This is a genomic window from Enterobacter sp. Y17 (genome assembly GCF_019730495.1).
Lineage (GTDB): Bacteria > Pseudomonadota > Gammaproteobacteria > Enterobacterales > Enterobacteriaceae > Enterobacter > Enterobacter asburiae_B.
The window spans coordinates 2,989,326-3,005,371 of record NZ_JAASKP010000001.1 but is presented as its reverse complement, the minus strand read 5'-3'; the positions used below and the strand labels follow the sequence as shown (position 1 = coordinate 3,005,371).

14 protein-coding genes are annotated in these 16,046 nt (G+C 55.3%); 5 read left to right on the top strand and 9 right to left on the bottom strand.

Annotation, left to right across the window (positions count from 1 at the left end; all coding sequences use genetic code 11):
* Window positions 1-63: 63 nt before the first annotated feature.
* The gene (gene ytfE, locus HCH49_RS14120; protein WP_033144474.1) at window positions 64-726 is read right to left on the bottom strand and encodes an iron-sulfur cluster repair protein YtfE; all 663 of its coding nucleotides are present in this window, start codon (window positions 724-726) and stop codon (window positions 64-66) included.
* Between the two features lie 244 nt (window positions 727-970).
* Between ytfE and HCH49_RS14115 the strand changes: the two genes are divergently transcribed.
* Complete coding sequence (locus HCH49_RS14115; protein WP_047652046.1) at window positions 971-2,620, top strand: methyl-accepting chemotaxis protein; 1,650 nt, start codon at window positions 971-973, stop codon at window positions 2,618-2,620.
* Between the two features lie 87 nt (window positions 2,621-2,707).
* Here HCH49_RS14115 and HCH49_RS14110 read toward each other — a convergent pair whose 3' ends face one another.
* From HCH49_RS14110 to HCH49_RS14100, 3 genes are all read right to left on the bottom strand, one after another.
* Entirely contained in the window at window positions 2,708-3,673 is a 966-nt protein-coding gene (locus HCH49_RS14110; protein WP_221702865.1) for a DMT family transporter, read from the bottom strand.
* Between the two features lie 75 nt (window positions 3,674-3,748).
* On the bottom strand, window positions 3,749-4,573 hold the full coding sequence (locus tag HCH49_RS14105; RefSeq protein WP_033144477.1) for an AraC family transcriptional regulator: 825 nt from the start codon (window positions 4,571-4,573) through the stop codon (window positions 3,749-3,751).
* A gap of 48 nt (window positions 4,574-4,621) precedes the next feature.
* Window positions 4,622-5,665 (bottom strand): GlxA family transcriptional regulator, encoded by a 1,044-nt coding sequence (locus HCH49_RS14100; protein WP_033144478.1) that lies wholly within the window; start codon window positions 5,663-5,665, stop codon window positions 4,622-4,624.
* Between the two features lie 620 nt (window positions 5,666-6,285).
* Here HCH49_RS14100 and HCH49_RS14095 point away from each other — a divergent pair.
* Window positions 6,286-7,740: a beta-ketoacyl synthase gene (locus tag HCH49_RS14095; RefSeq protein WP_260454082.1), complete on the top strand. Its 1,455-nt coding sequence runs from the start codon at window positions 6,286-6,288 to the stop codon at window positions 7,738-7,740.
* A gap of 85 nt (window positions 7,741-7,825) precedes the next feature.
* On the opposite strand, the gene HCH49_RS14090 is transcribed toward HCH49_RS14095, so the two are convergent.
* Window positions 7,826-8,674, bottom strand: a complete 849-nt coding sequence (locus HCH49_RS14090; RefSeq protein WP_033144480.1) for an SDR family oxidoreductase — start codon at window positions 8,672-8,674, stop codon at window positions 7,826-7,828.
* Window positions 8,675-8,758: 84 nt separating this feature from the next.
* On the opposite strand from HCH49_RS14090, the gene HCH49_RS14085 reads away from it, so the two are divergent.
* Window positions 8,759-9,145, top strand: coding sequence for a winged helix-turn-helix transcriptional regulator (locus HCH49_RS14085; RefSeq protein WP_023331869.1), 387 nt, complete (start codon window positions 8,759-8,761; stop codon window positions 9,143-9,145).
* A gap of 479 nt (window positions 9,146-9,624) precedes the next feature.
* Here HCH49_RS14085 and HCH49_RS14080 read toward each other — a convergent pair whose 3' ends face one another.
* On the bottom strand, window positions 9,625-11,568 hold the full coding sequence (locus HCH49_RS14080; RefSeq protein ID WP_221702863.1) for a bifunctional 2',3'-cyclic-nucleotide 2'-phosphodiesterase/3'-nucleotidase: 1,944 nt from the start codon (window positions 11,566-11,568) through the stop codon (window positions 9,625-9,627).
* A 190-nt stretch (window positions 11,569-11,758) separates the two neighbouring features.
* Between HCH49_RS14080 and cysQ the strand changes: the two genes are divergently transcribed.
* Window positions 11,759-12,499 carry a 3'(2'),5'-bisphosphate nucleotidase CysQ gene (gene cysQ / locus HCH49_RS14075; RefSeq protein ID WP_023310160.1) on the top strand — a complete coding sequence of 247 codons (741 nt, stop codon included), beginning with the start codon at window positions 11,759-11,761 and terminating at the stop codon, window positions 12,497-12,499.
* Here the strand turns inward: cysQ and HCH49_RS14070 are convergent.
* Window positions 12,493-13,050: a YtfJ family protein gene (locus HCH49_RS14070; RefSeq protein ID WP_047059492.1), complete on the bottom strand. Its 558-nt coding sequence runs from the start codon at window positions 13,048-13,050 to the stop codon at window positions 12,493-12,495. The genes cysQ and HCH49_RS14070 overlap by 7 nt on opposite strands.
* A 324-nt stretch (window positions 13,051-13,374) precedes the next feature.
* On the opposite strand from HCH49_RS14070, the gene HCH49_RS14065 reads away from it, so the two are divergent.
* Entirely contained in the window at window positions 13,375-13,581 is a 207-nt protein-coding gene (locus HCH49_RS14065; RefSeq protein ID WP_008501430.1) for a DUF1107 domain-containing protein, read from the top strand.
* Between the two features lie 71 nt (window positions 13,582-13,652).
* Here the strand turns inward: HCH49_RS14065 and HCH49_RS14060 are convergent, their stop codons facing one another.
* The gene (locus HCH49_RS14060) at window positions 13,653-14,990 is read right to left on the bottom strand and encodes a hemolysin family protein (RefSeq protein ID WP_032662457.1); all 1,338 of its coding nucleotides are present in this window, start codon (window positions 14,988-14,990) and stop codon (window positions 13,653-13,655) included.
* 212 nt (window positions 14,991-15,202) lie between these two features.
* Window positions 15,203-15,844: a peptide-methionine (S)-S-oxide reductase MsrA gene (msrA, locus tag HCH49_RS14055; protein ID WP_029741954.1), complete on the bottom strand. Its 642-nt coding sequence runs from the start codon at window positions 15,842-15,844 to the stop codon at window positions 15,203-15,205.
* Between the last annotated feature and the right edge of the window lie 202 nt (window positions 15,845-16,046).

Below are 16,046 nucleotides of genomic sequence, written 5' to 3'. Positions count from 1 at the left end.
TTTTTGCACCCTCTCCCCGTGGGAGAGGGCCGGGGTGAGGGCATCAGGCCGCAGCGGCCTTTTTTATTCCCCAGCTAATGCCCGCGGGAACAGAACGTTGTTCTCAAGACTGATGTGTTCCATCAGGTCGTCAATCATCTCGTTAATGCCGTTGTACATCGCTTTCCACGTTGTGCACGCTTCTGGCGGCGGCGTGACGTTGTGGGTGGTGTGTTTGATCACTTCCAGCAGCTCACCCGCATCATCGTGCTCGCTTTCCATCACGCTGATAGGCCCCATCGCCTGGCTTCCCATTCCCTGTTTAATCATCGGGAAGAGGATCTGCTCTTCTTTCATCATGTGGCTGGAAAGCTCTTCATGCAGCAGGGTCAGGTATTTCGCCAGACCGCGCGGTACGGAAGGTTTGTCGGCATGAACGCGCTCAACTTTGGTTGCCTGCAGGATCAGTTCCGGCAGCTGTTCACGGTGACGGTCATGGTATCGCACGATGATATGGTCGATGATTTCAGCAAGCGGGGCGGTTCGCCAGTCTTTGTCGACGGGCTGCCCGGCCAGCTGCGCCAGCTCTGCTTCAATCACCTCAACGTCCAGTTCCTTGCGTGAGGCCGCACGCGCCAGGGTTTGCTTACCGCCGCAGCAGTAATCCATATCGTATTTACGGAACAGCGCAGAAGCGCGAGGAATGGAGAGCGCCAGCTCGCCAAGGGGTTGGTCGCGAAAGGCCATAGCAGTTACCTCGTCATTAATAATATAAGATGCATATTAAATGCATCTTTAAGCCAGCGCTATAACCCTTTAGAGGGAAGGGGGAAAGTGAGATGCAGATCACAAAAAAATACCCCGTTTAACTCTCTGAATGGACTTAGGAAAGTGGTTTAGAAACTTTTTAAAGGTGTAGAAACAGTAAACAACCCGCCGCGCCTGCCGATATATCCACGTCAGACAAACCTGCATATAACAAAGGCAACGCATGTTTAAACGTATAAAAGTCATTACCCTTCTGATTTCGGTGCTGCTTGTGCTCGGCATCATGCAAGTGATTTCCGCGGGTATCTTTATCAACGCGCTGAATAACGATAAAGACAACTTCACCGTGTCGCAGCTCTCCAGCAAGAACGTGGCGGAGTTTACCGATGCGTGGATCAGCCTGAACCAGGCGCGCGTGACGCTGAACCGCGGGATGCTGCGTCTGCAAAGCAGCATGGCCTCTCAGATTAACGGTGGGCAGCTCAATGAGCTGGTCAACACGGCGAAAAATCTGCTCGCCGATGCGCAGGTCCATTACGATAAATACTATGCCCTGCCAAATACGCCGGGCCTGGACGAGAACCTGGCCAAGCGTCTGGAAGAGCAGTACCGCATTTACTCCTCAACGCTGACGCAAATGAACGTTCTGCTGAGCCAGGGCAATCTGGAAGACATGTTCAAGCAGAACGCGGAGCAAAAGCAGACCGCGATGCAGGCGGTTTACCGTGAATGGCGTGAAGCGCAGGCAACGCTCACCGATAAAGGCATCCAGGACAATGAAAGCGACTACAAGCGCATCCTGTGGATCCTCTCTGCGGTTATGCTGCTGGTGATTGTGGTGATTATCTCCAGCTGGGTAGCCATGCGCCGCGTGCTGCTGCTGCCTCTGGAAGAGGTGATTAACCATATTCGCGCCATTGCGGCGGGGGATTTAACCCAGCCGATTCAGGCTGAAGGTAAGAACGAAATGGCTATCCTGGCGCGCAACGTTCAGGAGATGCAGACCTCGCTGGCGAACACCGTGGGCGTGGTGCGTGAAGGTGCGGATACCATTTACACCGGTGCCGGTGAAATTTCTGCCGGCAGCAACGACCTCTCTTCCCGTACCGAGCAGCAGGCCGCGTCTCTGGAAGAGACGGCAGCCAGCATGGAACAGCTGACGGCAACCGTGAAGCAGAACGCCGATAACGCGCGTCAGGCTTCCCGTCTGGCGCTGGACGCCTCCTCTACGGCGAAGAAGGGCGGTAACGTGGTTGAAGGCGTGGTGCGTACGATGGACGAAATCGCCACCAGCTCCAGCAAAATCGCGCAAATTACTAACGTAATCGACGGTATTGCCTTCCAGACTAACATCCTGGCGCTGAACGCTGCGGTGGAAGCGGCGCGCGCGGGCGAGCAGGGCCGTGGTTTTGCGGTGGTGGCAGGAGAAGTGCGTACTCTCGCCCAGCGCAGCGCCCAAGCGGCGAAAGAGATCAAAGCGCTCATCGATGATTCCGGCGAGCGCGTGAACGCGGGCTCCCAGCTTGTTAACGAAGCCGGGGAGACGATGGCAGAGATCGTCAATGCGGTCACCCGCGTCACCGACATCATGGGCGAAATTGCCTCGGCCTCTGACGAGCAGAGCCGCGGTATTGACCAGGTGGGCCAGGCGGTAGCCGAGATGGACCGCGTGACCCAGCAGAACGCCTCGCTGGTAGAGGAGTCTGCGGCCGCGGCGGCGGCGCTGGAAGATCAGGCTGCACGCCTGAATGAAGCGGTGGCGGTGTTCAAAATCACCCGAAACCAGGCGGTCAAAGCGGCGCCGGTGAAAACCTATGTACCTAAAGCGCAGCCCGCAGCGGCGGCGTCTGAAGGGAACTGGGAAACGTTTTAACATCATGCCGGGTGGCGCTGGCGCTTACCCGGCCTACGAAACGGCTTCTTGTAGGCCGGGTAAGGCGGAGCCGCCACCCGGCAAAAATCACACCTCCGACGCCGGAACGACCCTCGGTTTTTCCGGCTTCGCTCTTACCGCCATCACCACTCCTACCACCAGCAGCGCGATGCCGCAGGCCGTGAATAGCGGCGGCACGCTCTGGCGCATCAGGAAGGTATAAAGCAGTCCGGCCAGGGTTTCGAAGACAATCAGCGGCCCTAAAATCACCGTCGGCAGCTTCTGGCTGGCAATATTCCAGCACAGCGCGCCCACCCATGAGCACAGCACCGCAATCGCAACCATCAGGCCGATAAACACCCAGGGTCTTGGCCCGAAGGGTTGGGCGAAGTCTGGCTGTTGATGGCCTAACCAGATGCACGCCCCGGCATAGCCCACCAGCGAGACGGGCAGCGTGACCAGCGCCTGCGCCGTCGCCCACATCATCGGGTGCTTGTCCGGGTTCTCCCGCAGCCAGCGCGCGTTGCGCAGGGCATACCATGCCCAGCACGCCACGGAAATGAACGCCAGCACAATGCCAGAGCCGTAATGCCACAGGTCAACATCCGTCTGCCCGTGACGCAGCTCGGCAATATTGACGCATACCAGCCCCACGGCGGTGCATACCAGCGCCGGTATCATTTTTGACCACGCCAGTTTGCCATCGCGGTGGCTGTAGAGCAGGTTAGCAAAGACGGGAATGACGACCGGCAGCGTGCCGATAATCATGGTAGATACCGGCGCACCGGTACGCTGAATGGCACTCGCAAGGCAAACGTAGTAGATAAGATTGCCCATTATGGTCAGCGCCAGCGCGGTGCCCCAGTCCTGACGGCTGAGCTGACGCAAGCGCGCGCGACCCAGCCACGCCAGGGGCAGAGCAATCAGCCCGAGCGCCAGATAGCGTCCGGTCGACTGCAGTATTGCCGGATATTCGGGCACGATTAATGGGCCGACAAAAATCAGCCCCCACATCAACCCGGCCAGCAGGGCATACAACACTCCACTAATCATTTTTCCATCCACAGGTATTTACGCTGCATGCAGTGTAGGAGGGGAAAATGCGTGCGTATTGTATGAGATTGCGCATTAGCGCCGGGTGACCTGCTTCTGGTAGCGCACGGGCGTAATGCCGTAGCGGCGGGTAAACGCGCGGGTTAAGTGGGACTGGTCGGTCAGCCCGGTCGCGGCTGCCACTTCGGCGGCTGGCATGCCGTGGGTGAGGAACGCTTTAGCGCGCCAGAGGCGAATGGCCATCAGCATCTGGTGCGGCGTAACGTGAAAATGGGCTTTGAACTGGCGCTGGAAATGGTACGGGCTCAGCGAAACGACGCTGGCCAGCTCGTCCAGCGTCAGGGCGTGCATGTAGTTGTCGTGCAGGTACTCGCGCACGCGTTCGAAGCGGTGCGCGCCTTCCTGAATCACCGGCGCGTGATGGGCCAGCGGCTGGAAGGTCTCAATCAGATCCAGCAGTAATCCTTTTTGCGCAAGCGGATCGTCCGTATGCCACAATCCGTAAATCAGCCTGCCGATTTGCTGCGAGCGCAGCGGGTCATGGCGCGTGACATCGCTAAACCACCAGTGCCGGAGGCCGGTCACCTCTTCCAGAAGATCGGGTTCGATATAGACCATCCGGTAGCGCCAGCCGCCTTCGGTGGCGGATTCGCCGGTATGGATCTCGTCCGGGTTCATGGTGACGACGGATTTTTCCGCCGCGAGATGCTGGGTACCGCGATAGCGAAAGCGTTCGGCACCGGTTTCAATCGTGCCGATCCCGAAGGCTTCATGGGTGTGAGGCTCAAAGGCGTAGTCAGAAATATGCGCGTGATAAAGCTCCAGGCCCGGCAGCTGCGCAAGATGGCGAAAGCGCGCGCTGTCTCTTTCATCATTAAACTGTTCCGGTACGCCTTGCACGTTGAGCCTCCTCGTGGTCATCTTTTCATTATCAGAGATGACCGCAGTTTATGCACTAAACATCTTTGCCCGGACGGTCTTACGGTAATCCCCCGGTGAAACCGTTGTTTTATGCTTAAACTGGCGATTAAAGTGCGCAATATCCTGATATCCAACCGCATTTGCAATCTCCTGAATACACAGATTGGTGGATTGCAGCATTGTCATGGCGGATTCAATTCTGGCGGTTAATAAATACTGCAGTGGGGACATGTCGGTGGCATTTTTAAAGCGGCGATTAAAGTTGCGCAAACTCATGCCAGCCATATCTGCAAGATTCTGCATGGATATATCCGAGGCGCAGTTGGCTTTTATCCAGATTTGAATTTGAACAATATCTTCATCCGGATGGGGTTTGTTTTCTTCACTGTAACACTGACGTTCAAACTGGCTACGAATTTCATGGAAAAATGTCCGTTGAGTATGGGTGGCTACACGTTTCCCGTATATCGTTTCTATAAAATGGATCGTCAGATCGGACAGGGCCTTAACGCTTGCGGCGCAGAAAATATTATCGGCCTGAGTGAGAAAATGCTTTGTCTGTAATTTTACGCTGGGGTAGTCGCGCGAGAATTGTTTGAAGTAGTGCCAGTGGGTGGTGGCGGGCTTTCCGTTTAGCAATCCCGACTCCGCCAGAAAACAGCAGCCCGTTCCGACGGCGGCGATGCGGGTTCCTCGCGCGGCCTGCTCGGTCAGCCATTCCAGAAGTTCAGGCTGTTGTCTGACCACTGCGCGAGGATTGCGCCACAGGGCAGGAAGATAGATAACGTCATAGTGCCTGTCTGCGGCAAGGGTGGTATCGGCGGTAATGCTAAAGCCACTGTGCGTCAGGATGGGCTCGCTGTTTATGCCAATGGTATTCACCTTCAGAATATTCTCCGGGCGACAGAGCCTGAAGGGTGACTTCTCCGGTTTGTGCGTGCCTGCGTGGGATGTTGTTTTTTGCTCAGCTAAATAGCTACTGGCTGCCGCTTTCCACATTTCAATCGGAAGGCTGAGACCGGAACTTAGCATGCGTTCACATAACACAAATCCTATTTGTGTATTTGTCATTTTTGATTAATACCTGTTTTGACTATTATTTTTGGTAGCTCATCGTTGCCGTGGCCAAAAAAGTCAGCGTTTTGGCTGGATTTTCATATTAGCTTTTGTTGGTGATTTGTAAACTAATATCTGAAATTATCGCACTTGCTTAATAAAATAAATCCACGACCACGAGAGAATAAATTATGGTGAAATTACCCGTAATAACGGCTTTTGGCGGCTATGGTCCAGCTGGGCGTAGTTCTTCACATCATGCATTCCGTCGAATGATTATTGAGTCATTATCGGAAGAGGAACGGCAGGATACGTTATTATCGTTAGCCATCCTGATGGGCGTCCTTAAATATGATGAAGGCGGGTATTGCGACATTTCAGGTAAAAGATTTACACCTGCTCAGGCCGCCGCGAGGATAAAAGACGAGGTGCTTGAGGGAACCCTTATCAGAAATATTACGCGCGACTATTTTGATGTCGATGCTATTGCCGGCCATGCAAAATTGAATATGGCTTCAGGCAAAGAGGGATTCAGTTTTAATATATCTGCCAGGCAATTACCCCAACCCTTACCGGCGGGATGGCACGTTGAAGAATTAGCGGATCGGCGTGTCCGTATTACCGTTCAGGGAGAGATGGACTGCAAAATTGAGGCGTTGCTGCGCACGGAGGTTCAGGCTGCAGGGCTGTTGCCGCAGGGATTTCGTCCGGGCGACCATTACAATTCGCAGTTCCATCCGCGGGCGTTACAAATGGCGATTGTCGGAGCGTCAGACGCCATCAACGCGCTGGGGATCCCGTGGCGAGAGGTACAGGCCAAAATCACGCCGGATCAGCTCGGCGTCTATTCGGGCAATATCATGGGGCAGCTCGACGATTATGGCTTTGGCGGAATGCTGCAGTCGCGCCTGAAAGGCCATCGCGCCAGCGCCAAACAGTGCCCGCTGGGCCTGAACAGCATGTGCGCCGATTTCCTCAATGCGTATGTGCTGGGTAGCGTCGGTCATACCAGCGCCACGCTGGGGGCGTGCGCCACGTTTCTGTATAACCTGAATGCGGCAGTTGAAGATATCAAAGCGGGGCGCATTCGCGTAGCCGTCGTTGGCAGCGCCGAAGCGCCGGTCACCTCAGAAGTGATTGAAGGATTCGATGCCATGGGCGCCCTGGCAACGGAGAGCAAGCTTAAGCACACTGATGAAACGGAAACGGCCGACTGGCGCAACAGCAGCCGCCCGTTTGGCAACAGCTGCGGTTTTGTTATCGCAGAATCCAGCCAGTATGTCGTGTTAATGGACGACGAGCTGGCGCTGCAGCTTGGCGCAGAGATCCACGGTTCGGTGGGGAATGTCTTCATCAACGCTGACGGCTTTAAACGCTCTATTGCGTCGCCGGGGCCGGGGAACTACATCACCATGGCGAAAGCCGTAGCCTCTGCGGTATCGATGGCCGGGATAGAGACGGTGCAGAAGGGATCGTTTATTCAGGCGCACGGCTCAAGCACGCCGAAGAATTGCGTCTCCGAGGCCGATATTTTTGACCGCGTTGCGCAAGCTTTTTCGATTCGCGACTGGCCGGTGACGGCGGTGAAATCGTACCTCGGTCACTCCCTGGGCCCAGCCAGCGGCGACCAGCTTATCGGCTGCCTCGGCGTCTTCCGCTATGGTATTTTGCCGGGAATTAAAAGCGTGTCCCACATCGCACCGCAGGTGAACAACGCGCGCTTAACCATTCCTCTTCAGGACTGCAAATTAGAGGAAGGTCAGGGACAAATCGCCTTTATTAATTCAAAAGGCTTTGGCGGTAATAATGCCACGGGGGTGGTTTACTCGCCAAAGCTTACCCATCAATGGTTGCGCAAACGCTATGGGGAAACGGTGTTTGCGGATTATCAGCAGCGTAACCGCCAGGTGCGACGTCAGGCTAACGCCTACGACGAGGCGGCGTCGCAGGGTGAACTCAATGTCATTTATCTTTTCGGCCAGCAGGGGATAAATGAGGAAGATATTAAGATTGATACGAATAGCATCACCATTCCCGGATTTGAAAAACCGATAACATACGCGACGGATAAAGAATACCCGGACTTTTAATCGTTATATCTGATTTTATTATTAATAAATATGAGCGGGCCGGGTAAGGGAAATCACCCGGCCGCAGGAAAGAACGGTGACACCGTTAAAGAATGGCTTTAATGCTCTGCGCCAGCGGGGTCGTTGCGCGCCCGATCAGCTTGCTCAGCGTATGGCTATCGTCAAAGAGTCCCCCTTTGGACGCCCCCACATCCGAGTCCGCCAGCATATCTGCCAGCCCGGCAGGCAGACCGACGCTTTTCAGCGCGGCGGCAAAATCCGCTTCACTGAGATTCTGGTAGGTTACCGGCTTCCCGCTCTGTTTGCTGAGTTCAGCCGCCAGTTCGCTCAGCGTCCAGCCGTGGTCGCCCGCCAGTTCGTAGACCTTGCCCGCGTGGCCCTCTTCAGCAATCACTTTGGCGGCCGCCGCGGCATAGTCTGCACGGGTGGCAGAGGCAATTTTGCCTTCGCCTGCCGCACCAATAAACACGCCGTGTTCCAGCGCAGGCGGCGCGCTCGCCAGGTAGTTTTCGGTATACCAGCCATTGCGCAGCAGGGCATAAGGGATGCCGGACGCCGCCAGCGCTTTTTCAGTGGCAACGTGTTCAACGTGCAGACCCAGCGGTGAGTTGTCCGCATGCAGCAGGCTGGTGTAGGCGATAAATTTCACGCCTGCCGTTTTGGCGGCGTTAATCACGTTCTGGTGCTGGGTCGCGCGCTGGCCGACTTCGCTGGAAGAGATCAGCAGCAGCTTATCCACGCCGCTCAGCGCGGCGGTGAATGCGGCTTCATCCGTGTAGTCCGCCTGGCGAACGACAATTCCCTGCTGGCTTAAGGCCTGCGCTTTCGCCGGGTTACGTACGATGGCCACAATCTGGCTGGCCGGTACGGTTTTCAACAGCTGTTCGATAACGAGATGGCCAAGCTGGCCGGTAGCGCCGGTAATCGCGATCATGATGAATCTCCTTCGTGTTTGTCTGGTGTTGTGGCACACTAGCACCATAGCTAACTTTTAGTAAGTACGTACAAAAAGGTAAGTATGAAAACAACGATACCGACGCTCAGCGAACAAATGCGCGATGGCAATCTTTTCGCGGAACAGTGCCCTTCACGCGAGGTGCTCAAACACGTGACCAGCCGCTGGGGTGTCCTGATTCTGCTGGCCCTGCGCCAGGGAACGCATCGCTTTAGCGATCTGCGTCGTAAAATGGGCGGGGTGAGCGAAAAGATGCTGTCCCAGTCACTCCAGGCGCTGGAGCAGGACGGGTTTGTCGATCGCGTGTCGTATCCGGTGGTGCCGCCGCACGTAGAGTATAGCCTGACGCCGATGGGGATTGAGGTCAGCGAGAAAGTCGCCGCGCTGGCGGACTGGATTGAGGTGAATACGCCGAAGGTGATGGCGAATCGGGACGATCGTGCGGCCTGATGTCTTCACCCTGACCTAATGCCTGCGTGGGCGACCCCCTCTCCCTTGAGGGAGAGGGCTGGGGTGAGGGGGGAACATATAACTCTGGTGGTCATTCCGTTCACTTTATGTTCCTTGCTTCTCTGTAACGACATGGCCTGTGAACGTGCCAGGGCGGCTCAATCGCCGCCGCCCTGGCGACCCGGGCTCCCGGCGGTAAATCGCCGCTTCGCGGTGCCCTCAGCTTATTCCTTCAGGCTATCGGGTCGGGCATGAGCCTGCATCCCTGCAGGCCACGCCCTCTCTGCGCATCCTTGCGCCTCGCCCCGGCCTTGCGGAAACGCTTCGGCGATTTACAGCCGGACCAGGTCATCGCTGCAATTCATGAATTTTTCTGAAGAAATATTCATCGCTTCGAGTTGGAAAATTACTGAGGACCCCTCTCCCATAGGGAGAGGGAACAAACACGAAAAACGGCAACGTATGTTGCCGTTTTGTTTTTACTTACTCAAATCCACCTGATAAATCGCGAACCCGATATCATCCGTTGCGACCTTCTTCATCGGATACTGGGCTTTATCCTTGATGAACGCGGCTGCCTTATCGGACGGCGACGTTTCTATGCGGATATCCAGTTTCGTATCGCTGTGGATCGGCGCGAGTCGCCAGTTGTTGTCCACCGCCGGATGAATTTCGCCCGCCTTCTTCGACTCCGCGCTGATCCACGCCGCCAGCACCGAGCGGTTCTCGTCCGGCGAGGCAAAGGCGATGTGGCTATCTCCCGTACCGGCAAACTTACCGCCGTAGGCGCGGTAGTTATTGGTCACCACCAGGAAGGTGGCATTCGGGTCGATCGCCTTGCCGTTGAAGGTCAGGTTTTTGATGCGCTCCGCCTGCGGGTTAATCGCCTGACACTCGCCGTCATATTTCGCCGGCTGGGTGACGTCAATCTGGTAGTTTACGCCGTCGATCACGTCGAAGTTATAGGTACGGAAGCCGTCCCAGTTAATCAGCGACTGCGGCTTACTGCTGTGCGGGTCAATCTGGTTAAACTGTCCGGCAGAGCACTCCAGCCACTCTTTCACCTCCTGGCCCGTCGCTTTTACCACCACCAGCGTGTTCGGGTAGAGATAGAGATCGGCGGCGTTACGGAAGGTCAGCTGGCCCTTTTCGACTTCAACATAGCTTGCCGGGTCGTTCTTACGCCCGCCAACCTTGAATGGCGCAGCCGCTGACAGGACCGGCAGTTTTGCCAGATCCGGATCGCCCTGCACAAAGTGTTCCGCATAGGCTGTCTGCGCCATGTTGACGACCTGAACGGTCGGGTCGTCCTGCACCAGCGCCAGGAAGCTATACATGTTGTCGGCGGATTTGCCGATCGGCTTGCTGACGAATTCGCGCGTGGCGTCGTGATCGTGCTTCAGCACGTCGACCAGTTTTTTATCTTCCGCCGCCAGAGATTTTTTAGCCGCAGCGTCGTAAATCGGGCGCGCTTCGGCTTTTGACTGCGTCACCTTCCAGCTGCCGCCGTCGTTATTCAGCACCAGATCCACCACGCCAAGATGGTCGCCCCACATGCCCGGCATCACCGAAGGCACGCCGTTGAGCGTCCCTTTCTCAATGTCCGCTCCTTTGATGCTGGCGAAATCTTTGCCCGGGAAGACCGCGTGGGCGTGGCCGAACAGGATCGCGTCGACGCCTGGGACTTCACTCAGATAGTAAACGGAGTTTTCTGCCATGGCCTGATACGGATCGGCGGAGAGACCCGAGTGGGCGACAACGACCACCAGATCGGCGCCTTTTTCGCGCATTTCCGGCACGTATTTCCGCGCGGTTTCGGTGATGTCGTTAACGGTCACTTTACCGTCGAGGTTGGCTTTATCCCACGTCATGATCTGCGGCGGCACAAAGCCGATATAGCCGATTTTCAGCGTCTGTTTTTTGCCGTCCTGGTCGACGACGTTTGTCTCTTTAATCAGGTAAGGGGTAAAGAGCGGCTTTTGGGTCTTAACGTCGATGATATTGGCGTTAACGTACGGGAATTTCGCACCGGCCAGCGCGTCATGCAGGTATTTCAGACCGTAGTTAAATTCGTGGTTGCCGAGGTTGCCGACGGTATAGTCCAGGGTGTTCACCGCCTTATACACCGGATGAACCTCGCCTTTTTTCAGCCCCCTGGTCGCCATGTAATCCCCGAGCGGACTGCCCTGAATGAGATCGCCATTGTCGACCAGCACGCTGTTTTTCACTTCGCCACGCGCCGCATCGATCAAACTTGCCGTGCGTACCAGTCCGAATTTTTCCGTCGGGGTATCTTTGTAGTAATCGAAGTCCATCATGTTGCTGTGCAGATCGGTCGTTTCCAGAATACGCAGATCTACCGTCGCCGCCTGTACGCTTGCTGCAATCAGCGTCGCCAGAAGCGTTGCACTAAACTTAATCATCAGAGGAGTCCTTTTTTCGATGCAGAGCACAAAAGAGTATGTATCTATAGCTTGTTGCTTACAGAAATGTGAATCCTGACAGAAAAAAGTCACCTGAAACCGGAATTGCTTCACAGATAGCGGAATTGTTCACATTACGATATAACTAAAACAAAGAGTTAACCTCACTGCGTTAACAAAGAGGTGGAAAATGCTAGATAAAATTTGTCAGCTCGCACGGGATGCGGGAGATGCCATCATGCAGGTGTATGACGGCAGTAAACCTATGGAGGTGGTCAGCAAGGCCGACGACTCTCCGGTCACGGCGGCGGATATCGCGGCGCATAAGGTGATCCTGAAAGGATTACAGGCCTTAACGCCGGACATCCCCGTTCTGTCAGAAGAAGCGCCGCAAAGCTGGGACGAGCGCCAGCACTGGCAGCGTTACTGGCTGGTCGATCCGCTGGACGGGACAAAAGAGTTCATCAAGCGCAACGGTGAATTCACCGTCAATATCGCCCTGATTGAGAAGGGCAAAGCGGTGCTGGGCGTGGTCTACGCGCCGGTAATGAAGGTGATGTACAGCGCTGCAGAAGGGAAGGCGTGGAAGGAAGAGTGCGGCGTGCGCAAGCAGATCCAGGTGCGCGATGCGCGTCCACCGCTGGTGGTGATTAGCCGCTCGCACAGCGACAGCGAGCTGCAGGAGTACCTGCAGCAGCTGGGTGAACACCAGACCACCTCGATTGGCTCATCGCTGAAATTCTGCCTGGTGGCGGAAGGCCATGCGCAGCTCTACCCTCGCTTTGGGCCAACCAACGTCTGGGATACCGCGGCAGGTCATGCCGTTGCCGCGGCCGCCGGGGCGCATGTTCATGACTGGCAGGGCAAGCCGCTGGACTATACCCCGCGCGAATCCTTCCTCAACCCCGGCTTCCGCGTCTCTATCTACTGAGCCAGCAGCTTATGCAGCAGGTCGACAACCTGCTGCACCTCTTCCTGGGTTAACGCGCCGTCTTTCGCCCACTGTACGCGGCCCTCTTTATCCAGCACGATAATCGCGGAGCTTTCTTCTTCCAGCTGCCAGGCCTTACGGGTTACGCCGTTGCTGTCGACGATAAACTGCGACCACGGGTAGAGCTTTTTATTGCTCTCAAGGCTTGAGCGCACAAACATCCCGGAGCCCGGAATGGCGTCGTCGGTGTTAACAATGGTGGTCGTCTGGTAGCGGTCGTGAGGGAATTTTGCGGCCTTGATCGCTTCCACCAGGGTAGCATTTTTCTCTTTTGCGGATGTACGACCGGCAATATGTTGTACAACTCTCACTTTGCCCGCGAGCTGCGCGCTATTCCAGGCTTTGTAGCTAAACTTATCATTGTCGAGAATCAATTCTCCCCGGTCAGCAATGCCGACTGGCGGTACACGTTGTCCTTTTTCAATGTTGTGAGCGGAAGCCCACAGGGGCAGCAGCAGGCAGGCTGCTGCAAGGATATTACGTAGGGTCATGGCGTTTCCTTATTGTTTGCAGGTGATCCGACCACTTGGTCTTGCGCTTTTAATCATAAGTGCGATCAATGGGGTTTTCCCGCAATCCCGATGCCAGTTTGCGGGCGAACGCACATATCCATGAAAAAACGACGGCTTATACTGCGCCCGGTCACGCTTTGCAAAGATTATTCTGAATAATTGTAATCAAACGGTAAATAAACTTATGCACACTGGGTAACACCGTAGTTCTGGTCTATAGTCATTGGGCATTAAAATTTGCGCTCAGGACAGTCGGGCCGATTGTGGCACCGCAAGAGCGTATGATTCGCAGGAGATACAAGAATGAAAATTTTCCAACGCTACAACCCGCTTCAGGTGGCGAAGTACGTGAAGATCCTGTTCCGTGGACGGTTGTACATCAAGGATGTTGGCGCTTTTGAGTTTGATAAGGGCAAGATCCTTGTCCCAAAAGTGAAGGACAAACAGCACCTGTCTGTGATGTCCGAAGTCAACCGTCAGGTTATGCGTCTGCAGACTGAGATGGCTTAACCAACGTGCTATGCAGTAGTTAAAAAAACGGCTCCCAATGGGAGCCGTTGATGTTTGTAGAGGCTGGTACTTTACGCCGACACCTTCTCTTCCGCGTCCGGCAGCTTCGGTACCAGTACGGTCGGTTTGTTATCGATGCGCGTCACCAGCAGCTGGTCGATGCGGTAGTTATCAATATCCACCACTTCAAACTTGTAGCCGGAGAACTTCACCGAGTCGGTACGTTTCGGGATCTTACGCAGCATAAACATCATAAAGCCGCCGATGGTCTCGTAGTTGCCGGACTGCGGGAACTCGTCGATATCCAGCACGCGCATCACGTCTTCAATCGGTGTGCCGCCATCAATCAGCCACGAATTATCGTCGCGCTGAACAATCTGCTCTTCCAGCCCCTGGCCAACCAGGTCGCCCATCAGCGTGGTCATCACGTCGTTCAGGGTGATAATACCCACCACCAGCGCGTATTCGTTCATGATAACCGCGAAGTCTTCCCCGGCGGTTTTGAAACTTTCCAGCGCTTCTGAGAGCGTCAGGGTGTCCGGCACAATCAGGGTATTGCGGATCTGCACGCCGCTGTTAAGCGCCAGGCTCTGGTTTGCCAGCACGCGGTTCAGCAGGTCTTTGGAGTCGACGTAACCGATGATGTGGTCGATATCTTCATTACAGACCAGGAACTTAGAGTGCGGATGCTGCGCCACTTTGTTCTTCAGGCTCTGCTCATCTTCATGTAAATCGAACCAGATAATGTTTTCACGGCCCGTCATGGAAGACGGCACGGTACGGGATTCCAGTTCGAATACGTTCTCAATCAGCTCGTGCTCCTGCTTGCGCAGCACCCCGGCCAGTGCGCCGGCTTCCACCACCGCATAAATGTCGTCAGAGGTGATGTCGTCTTTACGCACCATCGGCAGCTTAAAGATGCGGAAAATGACGTTCGCCAGGCCGTTGAAGAACCACACCAGCGGACGAAACACGTACAGACAGAAGCGCATCGGGTTGATGATACGCAAAGCCACAGCTTCTGGCGCAATCATACCGATGCGTTTCGGGGTCAGGTCTGCAAAGAGGATGAACAGGCCGGTTACCAGCGAGAAGGAGAGGATAAAGCTCAGCTGTTCGGCCAGTTCAACGGACATGTACTTAACAAACAGACTATAAAACGCCGGAGAAAACGCCGCATCACCCACGATACCGCCGAGAATGGCGACCGCGTTGAGGCCAATTTGCACCACGGTGAAGAACATCCCGGGATTTTCCTGCATTTTCAGGATGCGGGTGGCATTGATGTTGCCTTCATCGGCAAGCAGCTTCAGTTTGATTTTACGGGACGCGGCCAGCGAGATCTCAGATATCGAGAAAAACGCGCTGACGGCAATCAGACAAAGTATTACTAAAATACTGTTTAACATAGTTTATCCGGCTTATCGCCAGATCCTCAGAAGGGGAGTTGATACCATTTGTGTGAAAACACATTGAAAATCAGCTCGTAGCGTTGAGCCGATTATTTCAGCGGGTAGTATAGCGTAAAGAGATGTAAATCTGCCAGAGGTCACATTTTGGCATAAAAAAGACCGGACAGCGTGGCGCTGTCCGGTACGGGCGACGATTTAACGGCTGATAATCAGGCCAGCTGTGGCGGCAGGCAGACGCCGATGCCCCCGATACCGCAGTAGCCGTACGGGTTTTTATGCAGATACTGCTGGTGATCGTCCTCGGCATAGTAGAACGGTTTCGCGGTGGTGATTTCCGTCGTCACCTCGCGCGTATCGCCCGCTTCACGCATGGCCTGCTGGAAACGCTCAAGGCTGGCGCGCGCGGCGGCATCCTGCTCGGGCGTGAGCGGATAAATGGCCGAACGGTACTGTGTGCCGTGGTCGTTGCCCTGACGCATGCCCTGCGCCGGGTCGTGGTTTTCCCAGAAGACCTGCAGGAGCTGTTCGTAGCTAATGACTGCAGGGTCATAGACCACGCGTACCGCTTCCGCATGCCCGGTTTCGCCGGAGCAGACTTCGCGATAGGTAGGATTCGGCGTGTAGCCGCCCGTGTAGCCAGCCGCCGTGCTGTAAACGCCGGGCAGCTGCCAGAAGAGGCGCTCAACGCCCCAGAAGCAGCCCATGGCGAACAGGGCGATTTCCATTCCCTCCGGCACGTTGGTCATGGAATGGTTATTGACGGCGTGTAAGGTCGCCACAGGCATAGGGGTGTTGCGTCCCGGTAATGCATCAGTTTGTGAAACCAGATGCTTTTTGTCGAATAAACTCACGATGGGGCCTCCCGGGGTGCGATGTTTCGGTTAAGGTTGTCACGAAGCGTTTAATTGAACACAATAAATGCGCTGAATGAGTCTAGATTTAATCATAAGAAATATTTGGGTGTTACACCCGTTTTCAACCCGTGATTTGGGTTTTTGGCCAACAGGCCGTATTTTGCCGCGGAGCGGTACTTCATTTGCTTCCAGGGTGGAA

Coding starts and splice junctions, on each gene's coding strand:
- ytfE (WP_033144474.1), bottom strand. CDS start 726: ATGGCCTTTCGCGACCAACCCCTTGGCGAGCTGGCGCTCTCCATTCCT.
- HCH49_RS14115 (WP_047652046.1), top strand. CDS start 971: ATGTTTAAACGTATAAAAGTCATTACCCTTCTGATTTCGGTGCTGCTT.
- HCH49_RS14110 (WP_221702865.1), bottom strand. CDS start 3,673: ATGATTAGTGGAGTGTTGTATGCCCTGCTGGCCGGGTTGATGTGGGGG.
- HCH49_RS14100 (WP_033144478.1), bottom strand. CDS start 5,665: ATGACAAATACACAAATAGGATTTGTGTTATGTGAACGCATGCTAAGT.
- HCH49_RS14095 (WP_260454082.1), top strand. CDS start 6,286: ATGGACTGCAAAATTGAGGCGTTGCTGCGCACGGAGGTTCAGGCTGCA.
- HCH49_RS14090 (WP_033144480.1), bottom strand. CDS start 8,674: ATGATCGCGATTACCGGCGCTACCGGCCAGCTTGGCCATCTCGTTATC.
- HCH49_RS14085 (WP_023331869.1), top strand. CDS start 8,759: ATGAAAACAACGATACCGACGCTCAGCGAACAAATGCGCGATGGCAAT.
- HCH49_RS14080 (WP_221702863.1), bottom strand. CDS start 11,568: ATGATTAAGTTTAGTGCAACGCTTCTGGCGACGCTGATTGCAGCAAGC.
- cysQ (WP_023310160.1), top strand. CDS start 11,759: ATGCTAGATAAAATTTGTCAGCTCGCACGGGATGCGGGAGATGCCATC.
- HCH49_RS14070 (WP_047059492.1), bottom strand. CDS start 13,050: ATGACCCTACGTAATATCCTTGCAGCAGCCTGCCTGCTGCTGCCCCTG.
- HCH49_RS14065 (WP_008501430.1), top strand. CDS start 13,375: ATGAAAATTTTCCAACGCTACAACCCGCTTCAGGTGGCGAAGTACGTG.
- HCH49_RS14060 (WP_032662457.1), bottom strand. CDS start 14,990: ATGTTAAACAGTATTTTAGTAATACTTTGTCTGATTGCCGTCAGCGCG.